Below are 18,433 nucleotides of genomic sequence, written 5' to 3'. Positions count from 1 at the left end.
CATTACCCGCCGTTTCTCCTCCCAATATAACTATAAGGCGTATGGACTACGGCCATCGCGCTATGAACACCCCCGTTAATATGGGATGTAAAAAAAGAGGTATATGTGTCTACTGCAAACAATAAACCAACAGATGAAAGCGTGAGTCTTAACGCTTTTAAACAGCCTAAAGCGTTCTATCTCATCTTCTCTATCGAGTTATGGGAGCGTTTTGGTTATTACGGCCTGCAAGGGATCATGGCGGTTTACCTGGTAAAACAGCTGGGTATGTCCGAAGCCGATTCCATCACGCTGTTCTCTTCCTTTAGTGCTCTGGTGTACGGTCTGGTCGCTATTGGCGGCTGGCTGGGTGATAAAGTCCTCGGGACTAAACGCGTCATCATGCTGGGCGCCATTGTCCTGGCGATTGGCTATGGTCTGGTTGCATGGTCAGGGCATGATGCCGCTGTCGTGTATATGGGTATGGCGACGATTGCCGTCGGTAACGGTCTGTTCAAAGCGAACCCGTCCTCCCTGCTTTCTACCTGCTATAACAAAGACGATCCGCGCCTGGACGGTGCATTTACCATGTACTACATGTCCATCAACATCGGTTCGTTCTTCTCGATGCTGGCAACCCCATGGCTTGCGGCGAAGTTCGGCTGGAGCGTGGCGTTTGCGCTGAGCTTCGTGGGCATGTTGATCACCGTGGTCAACTTCCTGTTCTGCCGCAGCTGGGTTAAAGACTACGGTTCAAAACCTGACTTCGAGCCTGTGCATATGGGCAAACTGCTGGCCACCATCGTGGGCGTTGTTGTCCTCGCGGCAATTGCCACCTGGCTGCTGCACAACCAGGGTATCGCCCGTGCCGTTCTGGGCGTGGTTGCGCTGGGTATCGTGGTTATCTTTGCGAAAGAAGCGTTCGCCATGCAGGGTGCTGCCCGTCGCAAGATGATTGTGGCGTTCATTCTGATGCTGGAAGCGATTATCTTCTTCGTGCTGTACAGCCAGATGCCAACCTCACTGAACTTCTTCGCCATTCGTAACGTTGAGCACTCAATTCTGGGCATCGCGTTCGAGCCGGAACAGTATCAGGCGCTGAACCCGTTCTGGATCATGATTGGTAGCCCGATTCTGGCCGCTATCTATAACAAGATGGGCGACCGTCTGCCAATGCCGCACAAGTTTGCTATCGGTATGGTGCTGTGCTCCGGCGCGTTCCTGGTGCTGCCGCTGGGTACCAAATTTGCCACCGACGCGGGTATCGTGTCCGTTAACTGGCTGATCCTGAGCTACGCGCTGCAGTCTATCGGTGAACTGATGATCTCCGGTCTGGGTCTGGCGATGGTTGCACAGCTGGTGCCACAGCGTCTGATGGGCTTCATTATGGGTAGCTGGTTCCTGACCACTGCCGGTGCGGCAATCATTGCGGGTAAAATTGCGAACCTGATGGCTGTGCCGGAAAACGTCACTGACCCACTGGTCTCCCTGAACGTCTACGGTACCGTGTTCATGCAGATTGGTATCGCGACTGCGGTTATTGCAGTTCTGATGCTGCTGACCGCGCCGAAACTGAATCGTATGACTCAGGACGACGACAAGACGGCTGAAGCGACCAAAACCGCTACCGCGTAAGATTATTGAGAAACGACAGAACAGAAGCCGCTAGTGTATTAGCGGCTTTTTTTTTGTCCGTTGGCGCACTAACATAGCTGAAACCTCAGCAAAAAGGAGTTACCGATGAAACTGTTCTACAAACCGGGCGCGTGCTCTCTTGCTTCCCATATCACCCTGCGCGAGAGCGGCAAAGATTTCACGCTGGACGGCGTTGATCTGATGAAAAAGCGTCTGGAAAATGGCGATGATTTTCTTGCCATTAACCCCAAGGGACAAGTTCCGGCGCTCTTGCTGGATGACGGTACTCTGCTGACCGAAGGCGTCGCGATTATGCAGTTCCTGGCCGATAGCGTACCCGATCGCCAGCTGCTGGCTCCGGTCAGTACCATTTCTCGCTATAAGACGCTGGAATGGCTCAACTACATTGCGACCGAACTGCACAAAGGATTTACGCCGTTGTTCCGCCCGGATACGCCAGAGGAGTTCAAACCGACCCTGCGTGCGCTTCTTGAGAAAAAGCTGCAGTACGTTAACGAATCGCTGAAAGACGAACAGTGGATTTGTGGTTCGCGCTTCACGATTGCCGATGCGTATCTGTTTACCGTGCTGCGCTGGGCGCGCGCGGTTAAGCTGAACCTGGAAGGGTTAGACCATATCGCATTGTATATGAAACGCGTGGCAGAGCGTCCTGCAGTGGCTGCGGCGCTGAAAGCGGAAGGGTTGAATTAACCGAGCGGCCTGTGTTGCCGGGTGGCGCTAACGCTTACCCGGCCTACACGTTTTGGCCGGTTATAACCGGGTTGCGCTGAAATAGTGCTCCGGCTTCGCGATACGATCCTGTGCCGCAACCACCTGCAGTTCATATTCCTGCATCTCTTTCGTCGCAATCATGATTTCGTACACCGCCGCGGTAACGTGCTCCAGCGCGTCGCGCATCGTCGCGCCCTGCAGCAATTTCACCAGCAGCAGACCGCTGGTGACATCCCCGACCCCAACCGGCTGGCGCAGGCCAAAATCCACCAGCGGACGGCTGATATGCCAGGCGTCATCTTTCGTCACCAGAAGCATCTCAAAACGGTCCTGGCTCAGCCCTGCGCGGGCGAGATGTTTTACCAGCACCACCTCAGGCCCCTGAGCGATCAGTTCGCGAGACGCGCTTACCGCCTCTTCTACGCTGTTAACCGGACGCTCGCAGAGAATTTCGAGCTCGACCAGGTTTGGCGCAATGATATCGCTGGCGGGCAGCGCGTGGCGGACGTGAAACTCTGCGACGCCTGGCGCCACGATACAGCCTTTCTCCGGATGGCCCATGACGGGGTCGCAGAAGTATTTTGCCGCCGGGTTTGCGGCTTTCACCTGACGTACGATGCCGAGGATATGCTCCCCCTGCTCCGCTGAGCCGAGGTAGCCGCTCAGCACGGCGTCACAGCGTCTGAGCTGGTCGATATCGGCAATTCCCTGCACAACCTCGGTGAGGTGCGAAGGTGGCATTACGCAGCCGGTCCATTTGCCGTATTGCGTGTGGTTAGAGAACTGCACGGTATTAAGGGGCCAGACGTTGACGCCGAGGCGACGCATCGGGAATTCCGCGGCGCTATTGCCTGCGTGTCCAAAAACAACGTGGGACTGAATGGCGAGGATGTTCTTCATTTTTTTCTTACCAAACCCTGAAAAAACAAAAGGGGCGTGGTTTCCCACGCCCCTGGAGACTGTTAATTATTTCCAGCAGACAAGGCAGTAGTTTTTCTTACCGCGACGCAGCAGCGTGTAGCGACCATACAGACGGTCACCGTCAACGAAGGTGTATTCCGGGTCAGCCTGTTTCTCGCCGTTGATGGTGATAGCGTTAGAGGCGATAGTTTTACGCGCCTGACCGCGCGAAGGCTGGAGCTCAGAGTCCACCAGCGCCTGCATCAGGTCAGCCCCTTTTTCCATCTCAACCATTGGCACGCCGTCCTGCGCCAGCTGTTCGAAGTCCGCTTCGCTCAGATCGCTCAGGGTACCGTTGAACAGGCTTGCGGTAATACGTTTTGCCGCGGCCAGACCTTCTTCACCGTGAACCAGTTTGGTCACTTCGTCCGCCAGCACATACTGGGCGCGCGGTGCTTTACCGCTGTTTTTGTCTTCTTCTTCCAGCGCGTTGATGTCTTCGATGTCCATAAAGGTGAAGAACTTCAGGAAGCGGTAAACATCGGCATCCGCCGTGTTGATCCAGAACTGGTAGAATTTGTACGGGCTGGTTTTCTTCGGATCGAGCCATACCGCGCCGCCTTCGGTTTTCCCAAATTTGGTGCCGTCTGCCTTGGTGATCAGCGGAACGGTCAGACCGAAGACCTGGTTCTGGTGCAGACGACGGGTCAGGTCGATACCGGAGGTGATGTTACCCCACTGATCGGAACCGCCAATCTGCAGGGAAACGCCGTGCAGCTTGTTCAGGCAGGCAAAGTCATAACCCTGCAGCAGGTTGTAGGAGAACTCGGTAAAGGAGATACCCTGGTCGTCACGGTTCAGACGCTGCTTCACGGCCTCTTTGTTAATCATCTGGTTAACAGAGAAGTGCTTTCCGATGTCGCGCAGGAAAGTCAGCACGTTCATGCTGCCAAACCAGTCGTAGTTGTTCGCGGCAATGGCAGAGTTATCACCACAGTTGAAGTCGAGGAACGGTGCAACCTGTTTGCGGATCTTATCCACCCACTCCTGCACGGTATTTTCGGTGTTCAGTTTACGCTCAGCGGCTTTAAAGCTTGGGTCACCAATCAGGCCGGTCGCGCCGCCCACCAGCGCAACAGGCTTATGGCCCGCCATCTGGAAGCGTTTCAGGCATAACAATGGAACAAGATGCCCCAAATGCAAGCTGTCAGCGGTGGGATCGAAGCCGCAATAGAGCGCGATCGGGCCTTGCGCCAGTCGCTCTGCTAACGCTTCCTCGTCCGTCACCTGGGCCACGAGGCCCCGCTCTTGCAATTGTTTAATCAAGTTACTGCTTGCCATCAAATTCTCCATGTATAAACGACTGCACCTTTGCCGGTACACGACTTTTCGCCTGATGCGAAAGGACAATAGAATAAAGCGCAAGCGCGGTGTGCGCTAGCGCTTAAATCAACAAATTTCGGGGATTACGGTGCCAGTCTGTCGATTTTCCAGCCGCCATTCTCGCGCTGGTATAAAAAGCGGTCGTGCAGGCGATGTTCGCCCCCCTGCCAGAACTCCATCTGCTCAATCGGGATGCGGAACCCGCCCCAGAAGCTTGGCAGAGGAATTTCACCCTGCTGGAACTTCTGTTTCAGCTCCAGGAATTTACTTTCCAGCACGCCGCGGGCAGAAATTCGGCTGGACTGTTTTGATACCCAGGCGCCAATCTGGCTGTCGCGCGGGCGGCTGTGGAAATACTTCACCACTTCCAGCGTCGAGAGACGTTCCGCCTTGCCGGTTACCATTACCTGACGTTCCAGCATGTGCCAGGGGAATAGCAGGCTGATACGCGGATTGTTTTCTAAATGGTGTGCCTTGCGGCTGCCAAGGTTGGTATAGAACACCAGCCCTTTCTCGTCATAATGCTTGAGCAATACGATGCGCTGATACGGTTGGCCGTTTTCATCCACCGTCGCGACAACCATGGCGGTTGGGTCGGCGAGTTTCGCTTCGCAGGCCTGTTTCAGCCAGCGTTCAAAAAGCACGAGGGGTTCAGCGGGAAGATCCTGGCGACGCAGGCCGCCTTTAGTGTATTCACGGCGCAGATGCGCAATTTGCTGCAGTTCGTCGTTATCTGACATGGCGTTAGCTGACATTGAGAGTGGGTGGCGCTATTGTGCGCCGCCCCTGTAAAAATCTCAACGCTTCGGATTTTCGAGCTGACAATTGTTCAGCACAATGCGGTCGCGTTTGTAGACCGCGGCGCTGTCGCCTTTCGACCAGAAGACGTAGATACCGTCAGAATAACGTGCGCCGGAGGCTGACATCCCCTGCTTCAGCGTCAGCAATTTATTGTCATAAACAAAACTGGCTTCCTGGCGTGGGTTATTCAGCTTGACGGTCAGCGGTTTTTCATCGCAGCGATACTCCAGCGTATCGGTCTGCATGCGCTCAAGAAGCTGGTTATAGACGCTGCATCCTGACAGCAATAAAGGCGCGGCAATAAGAAGAAGTTTTTTCATGGGCGTATTCCGAAGACTTTCCTGGTCCTGAAGGGCATGGCTGCCCTCCTGTTTCGTTCCATTCTAACGATGACGCGCCGCGCTGAATTTCAGTTAACTCTGATTATGACGAGGATTTGCCGGGAAAATCGCCCCGAGGACGCTCGCCTCACGCGCGCCGGTTACCGACGGCAAGTTGCCCGGCAGTCCGGCAATGGTGCGCCAGGCGAGCCAGGCGAAGGCCAGCGCTTCCATATCATCCCCGCTGATGCCGGCCTCATCGGTCGTGGTCACTTCGGTACCCGGCAGGAGCCCCGCAAGACGCGCCATCACCAGCGGGTTTCGGCATCCTCCGCCGCACACCAGCAGGCGTTCACATCCGCCGCTGAGCAGAACCTGTTCGGAGATCGACACGGCCGTCAGCTCGGCAAGCGTCGCCTGGACATCCTGCGGCGCGAGCGCCGGGAATGGCGCCAGCTGACGCTCAAGCCAGCCCAGATTGAAGTATTCACGCCCCGTACTCTTAGGGGCCGGCAAGGCAAAATAAGGATCGCTCAGCATCGACTGCAGCAGCGGAATAATCACTTTCCCCCCGCTCGCCCACTCCGCGTTTTTATCATACGGTTGTCCGCACTGCCGCCAGATCCAGGCATCCATTAACATATTGCCCGGGCCGGTATCGTAGCCGCGGACGGGCTGCCCCGGGATGAGCATCGACAGGTTGGCAATCCCACCAATATTGAGCACCATGCGACGTTCTGTAGGGTGCGCCAGTAACGCCTGATGGAACGCGGGTACCAGCGGCGCGCCCTGCCCGCCAAGGGCGATATCGCGACGACGGAAATCGCCTACCACAGTCACGCCCGTTTTCGCCACAATCTGGTTGTTATCGCCGATTTGCAGGGTATGCGGGGCATCTCCGCCGGGCTCATGCCAGACCGTTTGTCCGTGACAGCCGATGGCCACCACATCCTGCGGGCGAAGATGTTCTTTTTGCATCAAAGCCTGCACTGCATCCGCAAATAGCGCCCCCAGGCGAACATCAAGCTGTCCAAGCTGGGAGAGGGTCAGCTGCTGCCCCTGACAGATACTCAGAATATCCTCTTTCAGTGAAATGGGGATTGGCCAGGTCAGGCTTGCCTGCTGCGCCACCATGTTTTCGTCAATGGCGGCCAGAACGACATCTACCCCATCCAGACTGGTGCCTGACATCACACCAATGTAGCGACCCGATTTCATGCGCTTTCCTTACGTTGCGTGGGCTAAGGATATCCACTCAACCATAAACGGCGCAGCTTTGCCATTCGGCGATAATATTTTTTAACAATGTCAGACGGGTAACACGGGCGGATCCTGTTTATGTCTCGTTAAGTCAAATTCAAGTACAATTTTCTTATTGTTAGTGCAAAGATATGAACTATGGCTCCTTATGCCATATAATTTAGCCATAACGGATGCCCCAATCGGGCGTTTTTGGTGAACAGGAGATTCAAATGATTTTACGTGTACTGGGCGTTTCGCTGATTGGTTTAACTCTGGCTGGCTGTGTGAATGACAGTTCACTTTCTGGCGACGTTTACAGCGCTTCTGAAGCGAAACAGGTTCAGAACGTGACTTACGGTACCGTTGTTAACGCACGCCCTGTACAGATCCAGGGTGGTGATGAAAGCAACGTGATGGGCGCAATCGGCGGTGCCGTGCTGGGTGGTTTCCTCGGTAATACCGTCGGCGGCGGTACAGGTCGCTCGCTGGCAACGGCCGCAGGCGCCGTTGCGGGTGGCGTAGCCGGCCAGGGCGTTCAGGGTGCGATGAACAAAACCCAGGGCGTAGAGCTGGAAATTCGTAAAGACGACGGCAGCACGATCATGGTTGTTCAGAAACAAGGCAGCACTCGCTTCTCTGCAGGCCAGCGCGTTGTTCTGGCAAGCAACGGAAGTCAGGTGACCGTTTCTCCACGTTAATTAAAAATGGATGTGGTCATCAGGCCACATCCATTTACATTATTTATCACTCCCACAAATATATTTACAAAATACATTCGCTCCACCCATTATTAACCACGTCATATATTGTTTCTGCGCAAAGTATTTAGCGTGCTAATTGATTATACTCTTCGCAATACCCTCACCTTAATTCATTATAAAGTCATTAAAACCATATATGTTTGCGAATCGCCGTTCTGTAAAGGGCCGTTATATCTCGTTCTGTCTAGGTTGTATTGCTGTTATCGGCATCTTACACGCCCTGTTTTCAAAAATTGCCGAATGGGTTCCTACCTTTTCGTCTCACTTGTTCCCTACGCTCACCATTTTTTTACTGGTGTTTGACCTGTTTATTCCCTGCTTTATGGCAATGAAATACTGGTGTGACCGAAAACGGTTGTATCTGGTATCGCTTGCTTTTGCCTTTGCCGGGTCGGCATCGCTGATGGTCGGAACGCTGTGCAGCTTTCCCGCCTGGCTGGACCTCTATCAGTTCAACGCGGTGAACTACAACGATGCGATGATCTTCTATATGTTCCGCCATCTCTTAATGGCGGTGCTAATAATCGTTTCGTCAATACTCTATACCACGCGCAATTGTCCCCTTTCGCGGCTGGCGCATATTGCTATTGTGAGCGGCGAGTTTCTCTTTACCGCTTTTACTGTAGGGTTGGCCTGGATGTATTCCAGTCATTCTTCCATTTTATCCATTGATCTTGTTGATAATGAAACCCGTGAGTTTATGGTTCTCTGGAGCCACTTTATTAATATTGCATTGATTGCACTCTGGGTGGTCACATTAGCCACGCTGATGTTTATTACGCGCATACGCAACTTATTCTGGGTGGGCGGTAATTTTCTGTGCGTCTGCTATATCGTCACGCTCTCAATGCTGTTAGTGGGTGGACATGTTGAAGATGTCTCCTGGTATCGCGCTCGCTTATTTGAAACCGTCGCCACGCTGATGATCATTTTTGTTCTGCTCTACGATGTTTTCAGGCTGTATCGCGACTCGCACGTTAAATATCAGCAGTCTTACCAGAACTCCATTCGCGACCCGCTGACGCGCCTGTATAACCGCAGTTATTTTTATGAAACATTAAAGCAGGCGCTGGATATTGCCAAACCCAGCCGCCCGGTTTCCGTCATCGTAAGCGATCTCGATCGCTTCAAGCGCATCAACGACACCTACGGGCATCTTCAGGGCGACAAGGTCCTGCAGTTTGTTGCTAATCTGCTGATGGATTCCGTGCGCCCCCAGGATATCGCGGCCCGTATCGGTGGTGAGGAGTTTGTTCTGATGCTGGCCAACACCTCATCAGACGCGGCGTATCAGGTGGCGGAACGCATACGGTTAAATCTGAGCAGCTTCGATAACGCCAGCAGCGGCGGTCAACTACCGGAGCCAATCACCATCAGCATGGGGGTATATACGGCAACGTCACCCGCAATAGCCGCAGAAACGTGCGTGGAAAATGCTGACAAAGCGATGTATGAAGCGAAGGAGACGGGCCGTAACCGCGTGGTCGTCTTTAAGTAAAAAAAGGCCTTGCTGCTGCAAGGCCTTGTTGTTTGTCAGTCGCGCGACTGTAGCTCATGGATGTTTTGCTCAAGGCGCCCAATGAGGCTGATGAGCATTTCCAGCTCCGCCGGTGAAACGCCTGACAGGATTTCACCACGCGTCTTGGTGATCACGGCTTCCATTTCCGTGATGATAGGCGCCGCTTTCTCGGTGAGTTTAATCCGCTTGGCGCGACGATCGCTGGCGCAGGTTTGCCGCGAGATCAACCCCTTCTCTTCCAGCTGGTCAAGCGTGCGCACCAGCGACGGTTGCTCAATCCCTATCGCTTTTGCCAGTTGAATTTGCGACTGTTCGGGCGGCAGCTGATGAATGTTGTGCAGCGTGACCCAATGCGTCTGTGTGAGTTCCAGAGGTTTCAGGCGATGGTCAATCAGAGCACGCCAGACGCGTACCAACCTTGCCAGATCAGAACCTAATGGCGATTCCAATTTCATCTCCTTATAATTAGCTTGCTAAGTTATTATACTGATTTTAGAATAGTGTGCAGCATTTGTATTGCCAAAACAAATGCAATACTGCATTCATCGAACTTAAAAGTATGACTTACACTGAATTGTGATGCTTCATCATACTAAGACAAGCCAACGCGGCATTCTGTTCACTGCAAAGGATTTCTGCCCGTGACGTTTTTTCATCGCTCAGAGGGTTTACCCCTTCAGGACCTGATCTTCGGTGCGTCAGTCTACTTTCCTCCCCTGTTTAAGGCCGTTCTGGTGGGCTTTATCCTCTGGCTCATCGCGCATCGTCTGCTTCGCGACTGGATGTACTCCGGCGAAATCTGGCATCCCATGCTGATGGATCTTTCCCTGTTTGCCCTTTCCGTATGCCTGGGCCTTGCCGTTTTGACTGTGTGGTGAATATGTTCCTGAAAACGCTAAAGTACTTTTCCACCCTGTTAGTCCTTGCCCTCGCGCTGGTTGCGGGCTGGTGGATGTGGAATTTTTATATGCAGTCGCCCTGGACGCGTGACGGCAAAGTCCGCGCCGAGCAGGTCAGCATTACCCCTCAGGTGTCGGGAAGTATTACGACGCTGTTGGTTAAGGATAACCAGTTCGTCAAAAAGGGAGACATTTTATTCCGCATCGACGATACCCCGTACCACATTGCGATCCTGAACGCCCAGGCGCAGCTGGCGAAAGCCCAGTCGGATCTGGCTAAGGCAAACAACGAGGCCAACCGCCGCCGCCACCTGTCACAAAACTACATCTCAGCGGAAGATTTAGACACCGCCAATATCAACGTCAAGGCGATGCAGGCTAACGTTAACGTGGCGGAGGCGACGCTGAAGCAGGCGCAGTGGCAACTGACCCAAACCGTGATTACGGCACCTGTTGATGGATGGGTGACCAACCTCTCGGCCCGCGTGGGGAATTATGCCACCACGGGACAACCGATATTTGCCCTCGTCGACAGCCACTCCTTCTACGTCGTGGGCTATTTCGAAGAGACCAAGCTTCGGCATATTCGCGAGGGTTCGCCAGCCGCAATAACGCTTTACAGCGGCTCTCAAAAGTTACAGGGTCACGTGTCCAGCATTGGCCGCGCCATTTACGATCAGAGTGTTGAAACGGATTCAGGCCTGGTGCCGGACATAAAGCCGAACGTTCCCTGGGTGCGCCTGGCCCAGCGCGTTCCGGTTCGCGTGGAGTTTGACCGCTTGCCGGAGGACATTACCCTGGTGTCCGGCACTACCTGCACTGTCTCCATCGGAAACCGGTGATGAAGCTGCAGGGTCTCTCCTGGCAAAACACGCCGTGGATGAAAGCAACGCGTCCCCAGTGGCGCTACGCGCTGCGTAACGGCATTGCCATGTGTCTTGCGCTGACTGTGGCTTATTACCTGAACCTGGATGAGCCCTACTGGGCGATGACGTCTGCGGCGGTGGTCAGTTTTCCGACGGTAGGCGGGGTGATCAGTAAAAGCCTTGGTCGCATCGCAGGCAGCCTGCTGGGCGCCACCGCGGCGCTAATTATCGCTGGCCATACGCTGAACGATCCGTGGCTGTTCCTGCTGAGCATGGCCGCATGGCTGGGGTGCTGTACCTGGGCCTGCGCCCATTTTACCAATAACGTCGCCTACGCGTTCCAGCTGGCGGGCTATACCGCCGCCATTATCGCCTTTCCGGTGGTTAACGTGCTCGACACCACCGAACTGTGGGATATCGCGCAGGCGCGCGTCTGTGAAGTGATTGTCGGGATCCTCAGCGGCGGCTTCATGATGATGATCCTCCCCAGCACATCCGACGGCACCGCGCTCATCACCGCGCTCAAAACCATGCACACACGGTTGCTGGAACACGCGAGTCTGCTGTGGCAACCGGATACCAGCGACGATATCCGTCTCGCGCATGAAAAGGTGATCGGGCAGATCCTGACGATGAATCTGTTGCGCATTCAGGCGTTCTGGAGCCACTACCGTTTTCGCCGCCAGAACACACTGCTTAACTATCTGCTGCACCAGCAGCTGCGCATGACCAGCGCCATCTCCAGCCTGCGCCGGATGCTGCTCAACTGGCCGACGCCGCCTGAAAATATCCGGGCCGTGATTGAAGCGCTGCTCGCGGCCCTTGCGCGCCCGGATGCGGACATTTACACCGTAGCGCGGATTATCGCCCCGCTCGCCCCGGTTGATGAGTACGACTACCGCCATCGCGCCTTCTGGCAGCGCCTGAATTACTTTTGTCGGCTGTACCTGCGCAGCAGCCGCTGGATTACGGCCGTCGAAAACGCGACTCCATTGACGGAGTTCAACGTCCCCGGTAGTCCGGCACTTGCGCGCCATACCGACTATCTGGAAGCGCTGTGGAGCGGTTTTCGCACCTTCTGTGCGCTGATGCTGGTGGGGGCGTGGAGCATTACCACGCAGTGGGAGTCCGGTACGGCGGCCCTGACGCTTGCCGCCATCAGCTGCGTGCTTTATTCCGTCGCGGCCTCGCCGTTCAACTCGCTTACGCTGCTGCTGCGCACGCTGGTGCTGCTGTCGCTGTTCAGCTTCGTGGTGAAGTTTGGCCTGATGGTGCAGATAAGCGATCTATGGCAGTTCCTGCTGTTCCTGTTTCCCCTGTTGACCACCATGCAGCTTCTGAAGCTGCAAATGCCTAAGCTGGCGGGCCTCTGGGGACAGCTGATTGTCTTTATGGGCTCGTTTATCTCCGTGACGAATCCACCTGTTTATGATTACGCCGATTTTCTCAATGACAACCTGGCGAAGATCCTGGGCGTGGGGCTGGCGTGGCTGGCTTTCGCGGTGTTACGTCCCGGCTCCGATGCACGCAAGAGCCGCAGGCATATCCGGGAGCTACGCAGAGGGTTTGTCGATCAGCTCAGCCGTAAACCGCATCTGAGCGAAAACGAATATGAGTCGCTGGTCTATCATCACGTCAGCCAGCTGAATAACAGCCAGGACGCGCTGTCCCGGCGCTGGCTGCTGCGCTGGGGCGTGGTGCTGTTGAACTGCTCGCACGTGGTCTGGCAGCTGCGCGCGTGGGAAACGCGTTCCGATCCGCTGTCGCAGGTTCGTGATGTTTGCATCTCCCTGCTGCGCGATGTAATGAGTGAGAGCGGTGTCCAGCAGCGGCCGCTGGAAGCCACGCTGAATGAACTGCAGCGGATCTGCGATACGCTTGCACAGCATCATCTGCCCGCAGCCCGTGATTTGGCCTCGATAATCTGGCGCCTGCACTGCTCGCTGTCGCAGCTGGAACAGGCACCGCCACCGGGAACGATTGGAGATCAGATCACGCCGCACGCATAGCGTGCTCCGCCGCCGCCAAGTGGTTTAGGCCGATCGGACATATTGTCGCCGCCGACATGGATCATCAGCGCCTTGCCTTTCACCTCATCCAGCTTTTTCAGTCGCGGCGCGACGACGGGATCGGTGGCTTTACCGTCGTTATTCACCACCAGCACAGGCAGATCGCCTAAATGCCCCATTCCTTCAGGGCCTTCATGCTTGCCGGAATGCTGCGGATCGAGGTGCCCTCCTGCCGCTTCCGCCGCAGACGGTTTACCTTCTTTTAAAGCGGGCTGACAGCTGCCTTTGGCATGAACATGGAAACCATGTTCACCGGGAGGGAGGGCTTTGAGGTTGGGGGCGAACTCCAGCCCTTTATCGGTTTCAGTGATTTTCACCGTTCCGATGGACTGACCCACACCCTGTGGGGTGACGAGATTCATTTCCACTTCGTCACTGGCTGCCTGCGCCCCTGCGCAAACAACCAGCGTGACCAGTGCCAGAGCAAAACGCTTCATAGTGACCTCCGCGGGTTATTTTTTGCCCCTTAAGTGTATACCAGAGGCAAAGATTTCACCGGAAAGCCACTTTCAGGCGGTTTATGGTACGTCGTAACCCAGCGCGGCCTTACGGATGCGGAACCACTGCTGACGGGTCATCTGCAGCTCTTCAGCGGCCAGTGCAGAACGCACGCGTTCTATTTTGCCGGAGCCGATAATGGGCAGCGGTTTTGACGGCAGGCGCAGGATCCATGCGTAAACCACCTGTTCGATGCTCTCCGCGTTCAGTTCGCGGGCGATGGTTTCAAGCTCGTTGCGCAGCGGCTGGAATTCATCATCATTAAACAGACGACCGCCCCCCAGACACGACCAGGCCATTGGGCGAATGCGCAGCTGCTGCAGCTGATCGAGGGTACCATCCAGCAGCAGCGGCTGGTGTACCGGGGAGATCTCAACCTGGTTGGTGGCGAGGGTGAACGGCAGACGAGACTGAAGCAGCGCAAACTGTGCCGGGGTAAAGTTAGACACGCCGAAGTGACGCACTTTTCCACTCTGATGGAGGTTCAGGAAGGCTTCCGCTACCTCATCGGCATCCATCAGCGGGTCGGGGCGGTGGATTAACAGCAGGTCGATACGATCGGTCGCCAGATTGACCAGCGACTGCTCGGCGCTCTTGATGATATGCGCGCTGTCGGTGATGTAATGACCGAGGGCATGTTCAGGTTTTGCCGTGGTGGCAATCCCACACTTCGTGACGATCTCCATGCGGTCGCGCAGGGCCGGAACCAGCTTAAGCGCCTCGCCGAACGCGGCCTCGCACTGGTAGCCACCGTAAATATCCGCATGATCAACCGTGGTGATGCCTAAATCGAGGTGCTCTTCAATAAAGCTCGCCAGCTGGAGGGGGGACATATTCCAGTCCATCAGACGCCAGTAGCCCATCACAAAACGGGAGAATTCTGGCCCCTGGGGGGCAAGGGTAATTCGCTGAACCATAACATTTTCCTCAAGGACGTAATGTCATGAGTATACGCAATTACCGTGTTAAAAAAGTGAAGGTTGCTGGGGTTCTTCGGTCTCACCCGCTTTGTTTGCGCGTATTTTGCGCAGAAGACGCTGTCGGCAGAGGCGTAACACCTCCTGCTTTTGCGTGTCGCTAAAGTTTTGCCAGTTAAAACGCTCATCGCGGGTACGCATGCACCCGCGGCAATATCCGCGTTCATCGACCTGACAAATACCCCGGCACGGGCTCTGGATGGGGAAAAACTCCAGCTGCTCTGCCACACTCACCTCCCGATAGCTACTCTCACCTACAGTGAAGACGTTAATCGCGCCGCGTGCAAGGCCGTATCACAGATTTGTGGCATTAAGGTTTCACTAATCTTCCCTCTCTATACTCGGCCCATCATGACAATAACAGGTTTACCGATCGATGTGGTTAATCAGAAAGTTACAATGTAACGACATTAAATTTACTCTGGGCTGTGCACTCTTTTTTACTCTGCTGAACGGGCTGTTTATCCAGCGCAGCTGGGCCATTATCGGCCCAGTGCATCTGCACGACTTCCTCTTTGCCGCCTCCGTCCCGCTGGTGCTGTTTTGCGGCTGGGTGATTGTCTTTAGCCTGCTTAACATCCCGTATCTCCGCAAGCCGCTGCTGATTGTATTGACGATCGGATGCGCCGCGGCGACCTATTTCATGTATACCTACGGCGCGGTGATCGACCAGAACATGATTGTGAACGTGTTCGAAACCAACTCTCAGGAAGCGACCGCCCTGGTGACCCCGCAGATGATTCTGTGGATTGTCATAGCCGGCCTCGTGCCTTCCGTGGTGCTGGCGTTGACCCGGATTCGTACCGGAAAATGGTGGTACGCGCTGCTGACGCGCGTTGCCGCGATGCTCGGCGCTCTGCTGGTGATTATCCTGATTGCCGCGCTGTTTTATAAAGATTACGCGTCGCTGTTCCGCAATAACAAAAGCATCGTCAAAATGGTCACCCCGGCGAACTATGTCAGCGCCGTGGTGAAGTACAGCAAGATGCGCTGGTTTGCCGGCGATCAAACGCTGGTGCGCATTGGTGAAGATGCCCACAAAGGGTCACTGATTACCGGCCAACAAAAGAAAACCGTTCTGGTGCTTGTCGTCGGCGAAGCCTCTCGCGCGGCAAACTACTCCCTGAACGGTTACGAACGCGAAACCAACCCGGAGCTGAAAAAGCAGGACGTGATTAACTTCCCGCAGGCCTCCTCATGTGGTACCGAAACCGCGGTTTCCGTTCCGTGCATGTTCTCCGGCATGACGCGCAGCAAATACGATGCCGACCTGGCTCACCATCGCGAGGGGCTACTCGACGTGCTTAAGCATGCGGGTATCAACCTGCTGTGGCGCGACAACGACGGCGGCTGTAAAGGTGCCTGCGATCGCGTGCCCCATACCGACATGACGCAGTGGCAGCTGGATCAGTTCTGCAAAGACAAATCCTGTATTGACGATGTGAACTTTTATCGTCTGGACAACGTGCTGGATGGCGTGAAGCAAGATACGGTGCTGGTTATCCACCTGATGGGGAGCCACGGTCCGGCATACTATCGCCGTTACCCGGACAACTTCCGTAAATTCACCCCAACCTGCGACACTAATGAAATTCAGGATTGCGACCATCAGGCGCTGATCAATACCTATGACAACACTATCCTCTATACCGACAGCATGGTCAGTAAAACCATTGATGCGCTGAAAGCGCGCCAGTCGAGCATGAACACCGCGCTGATTTATCTCTCAGATCACGGTGAATCGCTGGGCGAAAGCGGTATTTATCTGCACGGCACGCCGTACATGCTGGCACCGGAGCAGCAAACGCATATTCCGTTTATGTTCTGGCTGTCACCGGATTACGCGAAAAACTTTGGCATCAACGAACAGTGTTTGCGTGACCATGCAGCAAAAAATGCGGTTTCCCAGGACAATTTATTCTCAACCGTATTGGGTATGATGGACGTGAAATCAACCGTTTATCAACCGCAGCTGGATATACTGAGCGCATGTCGCCAGTAAACTCGCTTGCATTAGACCGAACGGTCTATTAGAGTGCGGCCATGAGCAGAAATACTGAACACGATACCCGCGAACATTTACTGGCAACCGGCGAGCGACTTTGCATGCATCGCGGGTTTACCGGTATGGGGTTGAGCGAGCTATTAAAAACCGCTGAGGTACCGAAGGGGTCGTTTTATCACTACTTCCGGTCCAAGGAGGCTTTTGGCGTAGCGATGCTGGAGCGTCATTATGCTGGCTACCACCAGCGTCTGGCGACCCACTTTGCGTCGGGTGAAGGTAACTACCGGGATCGTGTTCTGAACTACTATCAGGAAACGCTGAACCAGTTCTGTCAGCAGGGCATTATCAGCGGATGCCTGACCGTTAAACTGTCTGCAGAAGTGTGCGATCTTTCTGAAGATATGCGCACGGCGATGGATAAAGGTGCCCGCGGCGTTATCGCCCTGCTGGCCCAGGCGCTGGAGAAAGGCCGCGATGAAAAAACGCTGGCCTTTTCCGGCGAACCGTTAACCCAGGCGCAGGTGTTATATGCGCTCTGGCTAGGCGCTAACCTGCAGGCAAAAATTTCGCGCAGTGCCGTGCCGCTGGAAAGCGCGCTGGCACATGTGAAAAACAGCATTACTGCGCCTGGCATTTAACAGGCGTTTTTATTTACCCAACTACTAGTCGACTGGTCTACTCAGGAGTCTTTATGTCCGCTGAAAAATTATTTACCCCACTGAAAGTAGGTGCCGTCACTGCGCCAAACCGCGTGTTTATGGCTCCGCTTACCCGTCTGCGCAGCATTGAGCCGGGCGACATCCCAACCCCACTGATGGGTGAATACTATCGTCAGCGCGCAAGCTCTGGCCTGATCATCACGGAAGCCACGCAGATTTCCGCTCAGGCTAAAGGCTATGCGGGTGCGCCGGGTCTTCACAGCCCGGAACAGATCGCCGCATGGCAGAAAATCACCGCGGGCGTTCACGCTGAAGAGGGTCGCATTGCGGTCCAGCTGTGGCATACCGGTCGTATCTCTCACAGCAGCATTCAGCCTGGCGGCCAGGCTCCGGTCTCCGCTTCGGCCCTGAGCGCAAATACCCGTACGTCCCTGCGTGATGAAAACGGCAATGCGATCCGCGTGGATACCTCTATGCCGCGCGCGCTTGAGCTGGATGAAATTCCGGGTATCGTGAACGACTTCCGCCAGGCCGTGGCCAACGCTCGTGAAGCCGGTTTTGACCTGATTGAGCTGCACTCCGCCCATGGCTACCTGCTGCACCAGTTCCTGTCACCGTCGTCCAACCACCGCACCGACCAGTACGGCGGCAGCGTCGAAAACCGCGCTCGCCTGGTGCTGGAAGTGGTTGACGCCGTATGCCAGGAGTGGAGCCCGGATCGTATCGGGATCCGCGTCTCCCCAATCGGTTCTTTCCAGAACGTCGACAACGGTCCGAACGAAGAAGCCGATGCCCTGTACCTGATCGAAGAACTGGCTAAGCGTGGCATCGCCTATCTGCATATGTCCGAACCGGACTGGGCTGGCGGTAAACCTTACACGGACGCTTTCCGTCAGAAAGTGCGCGAGCGTTTCCACGGGGTGATCATCGGTGCGGGGGCTTATACCCCGGAGAAAGCCGAAGACCTGATCGGCAAAGGGCTGATCGATGCCGTCGCGTTTGGCCGCGACTACATCGCCAACCCGGATCTGGTTGCCCGCCTGCAGAAAAAAGCGGTCCTGAATCCGCAGCGCCCGGAAAGCTTCTACGGCGGCGGCGCGGAAGGCTACACCGACTACCCTTCTCTGTAATCTCGCCGTTGTTCATTGATAGCGGCGATACTTCGCCGCTATACTAAAACATCGTTTC

The 18,433-nt window shown here is 55.2% G+C and carries 19 protein-coding genes; 10 read left to right on the top strand and 9 right to left on the bottom strand.

What is annotated here, in order from left to right:
• The first annotated feature begins 105 nt into the window (after positions 1–105).
• Both dtpA and gstA read left to right on the top strand, forming a co-directional pair.
• Entirely contained in the window at positions 106–1,614 is a 1,509-nt protein-coding gene (gene dtpA, locus QMN93_RS13965; RefSeq protein WP_033145330.1) for a dipeptide/tripeptide permease DtpA, read from the top strand.
• A 105-nt stretch (positions 1,615–1,719) separates the two neighbouring features.
• Entirely contained in the window at positions 1,720–2,325 is a 606-nt protein-coding gene (gene gstA, locus QMN93_RS13960) for a glutathione transferase GstA (protein WP_069302708.1), read from the top strand.
• 60 nt (positions 2,326–2,385) lie between these two features.
• On the opposite strand, the gene pdxY is transcribed toward gstA, so the two are convergent.
• The 5 genes from pdxY to anmK all read right to left on the bottom strand — a co-directional run bounded on the left by pdxY (position 2,386) and on the right by anmK (position 6,968).
• The gene (gene pdxY / locus QMN93_RS13955; protein WP_033146525.1) at positions 2,386–3,246 is read right to left on the bottom strand and encodes a pyridoxal kinase PdxY; all 861 of its coding nucleotides are present in this window, start codon (positions 3,244–3,246) and stop codon (positions 2,386–2,388) included.
• 66 nt (positions 3,247–3,312) lie between these two features.
• Complete coding sequence (gene tyrS, locus QMN93_RS13950) at positions 3,313–4,587, bottom strand: tyrosine--tRNA ligase (RefSeq protein WP_069302707.1); 1,275 nt, start codon at positions 4,585–4,587, stop codon at positions 3,313–3,315.
• Between the two features lie 125 nt (positions 4,588–4,712).
• A complete protein-coding gene (gene pdxH, locus QMN93_RS13945; RefSeq protein ID WP_024909355.1) occupies positions 4,713–5,369 on the bottom strand; it encodes a pyridoxamine 5'-phosphate oxidase in 657 nt (218 codons plus the stop codon).
• Between the two features lie 57 nt (positions 5,370–5,426).
• Positions 5,427–5,750, bottom strand: a complete 324-nt coding sequence (gene mliC, locus QMN93_RS13940) for a C-type lysozyme inhibitor (protein WP_058840748.1) — start codon at positions 5,748–5,750, stop codon at positions 5,427–5,429.
• Positions 5,751–5,843: 93 nt separating this feature from the next.
• Positions 5,844–6,968: an anhydro-N-acetylmuramic acid kinase gene (gene anmK, locus QMN93_RS13935; RefSeq protein ID WP_069302706.1), complete on the bottom strand. Its 1,125-nt coding sequence runs from the start codon at positions 6,966–6,968 to the stop codon at positions 5,844–5,846.
• Positions 6,969–7,222: 254 nt separating this feature from the next.
• Here anmK and slyB point away from each other — a divergent pair, with 254 nt between their 5' ends.
• Positions 7,223–7,690, top strand: coding sequence for an outer membrane lipoprotein SlyB (gene slyB / locus QMN93_RS13930; protein WP_023311367.1), 468 nt, complete (start codon positions 7,223–7,225; stop codon positions 7,688–7,690).
• A 199-nt stretch (positions 7,691–7,889) separates the two neighbouring features.
• Entirely contained in the window at positions 7,890–9,251 is a 1,362-nt protein-coding gene (locus QMN93_RS13925; RefSeq protein WP_193139096.1) for a GGDEF domain-containing protein, read from the top strand.
• Between the two features lie 35 nt (positions 9,252–9,286).
• On the opposite strand, the gene slyA is transcribed toward QMN93_RS13925, so the two are convergent.
• Positions 9,287–9,727, bottom strand: coding sequence for a transcriptional regulator SlyA (gene slyA, locus QMN93_RS13920; protein WP_033145325.1), 441 nt, complete (start codon positions 9,725–9,727; stop codon positions 9,287–9,289).
• 186 nt (positions 9,728–9,913) lie between these two features.
• Between slyA and QMN93_RS13915 the strand changes: the two genes are divergently transcribed.
• The 3 genes from QMN93_RS13915 to QMN93_RS13905 are packed head-to-tail and all read left to right on the top strand — an operon-like array spanning position 9,914 to position 13,046.
• Positions 9,914–10,150, top strand: a complete 237-nt coding sequence (locus QMN93_RS13915; protein ID WP_032657739.1) for a DUF1656 domain-containing protein — start codon at positions 9,914–9,916, stop codon at positions 10,148–10,150.
• Between the two features lie 2 nt (positions 10,151–10,152).
• Complete coding sequence (locus QMN93_RS13910) at positions 10,153–11,013, top strand: HlyD family secretion protein (protein ID WP_064672353.1); 861 nt, start codon at positions 10,153–10,155, stop codon at positions 11,011–11,013.
• Positions 11,013–13,046, top strand: a complete 2,034-nt coding sequence (locus QMN93_RS13905) for an FUSC family protein (RefSeq protein ID WP_064672352.1) — start codon at positions 11,013–11,015, stop codon at positions 13,044–13,046. Before QMN93_RS13910 ends, QMN93_RS13905 begins: the two co-directional genes overlap by 1 nt.
• On the opposite strand, the gene sodC is transcribed toward QMN93_RS13905, so the two are convergent.
• The 3 genes from sodC to QMN93_RS13890 all read right to left on the bottom strand — a co-directional run bounded on the left by sodC (position 13,025) and on the right by QMN93_RS13890 (position 14,809).
• Entirely contained in the window at positions 13,025–13,543 is a 519-nt protein-coding gene (sodC, locus tag QMN93_RS13900; protein WP_047061660.1) for a superoxide dismutase [Cu-Zn] SodC, read from the bottom strand. The genes QMN93_RS13905 and sodC overlap by 22 nt on opposite strands.
• An 81-nt stretch (positions 13,544–13,624) precedes the next feature.
• A complete protein-coding gene (locus tag QMN93_RS13895; RefSeq protein WP_032638255.1) occupies positions 13,625–14,521 on the bottom strand; it encodes an aldo/keto reductase family oxidoreductase in 897 nt (298 codons plus the stop codon).
• Positions 14,522–14,569: 48 nt separating this feature from the next.
• A complete protein-coding gene (locus QMN93_RS13890) occupies positions 14,570–14,809 on the bottom strand; it encodes a DUF1289 domain-containing protein (protein ID WP_008500587.1) in 240 nt (79 codons plus the stop codon).
• A 148-nt stretch (positions 14,810–14,957) separates the two neighbouring features.
• Between QMN93_RS13890 and eptA the strand changes: the two genes are divergently transcribed.
• Genes eptA through QMN93_RS13875 form a run of 3 tightly spaced genes read left to right on the top strand, consistent with a single transcriptional unit; the run spans position 14,958 to position 18,375 of the window.
• Entirely contained in the window at positions 14,958–16,583 is a 1,626-nt protein-coding gene (gene eptA, locus QMN93_RS13885) for a phosphoethanolamine transferase EptA (protein ID WP_064672350.1), read from the top strand.
• Positions 16,584–16,624: 41 nt separating this feature from the next.
• Positions 16,625–17,224 (top strand): TetR/AcrR family transcriptional regulator, encoded by a 600-nt coding sequence (locus QMN93_RS13880; protein ID WP_029739798.1) that lies wholly within the window; start codon positions 16,625–16,627, stop codon positions 17,222–17,224.
• A 53-nt stretch (positions 17,225–17,277) separates the two neighbouring features.
• A complete protein-coding gene (locus QMN93_RS13875) occupies positions 17,278–18,375 on the top strand; it encodes an alkene reductase (RefSeq protein WP_064672349.1) in 1,098 nt (365 codons plus the stop codon).
• Positions 18,376–18,433 lie beyond the last annotated feature (58 nt).

The organism is Enterobacter sp. R-1.6.2 (assembly GCF_035064085.1).
Classification (GTDB): Bacteria; Pseudomonadota; Gammaproteobacteria; order Enterobacterales; family Enterobacteriaceae; genus Enterobacter; species Enterobacter asburiae_B.
Note: the sequence above shows the minus strand (reverse complement) of the source record. Positions and strands in the feature narration are given on the sequence as shown.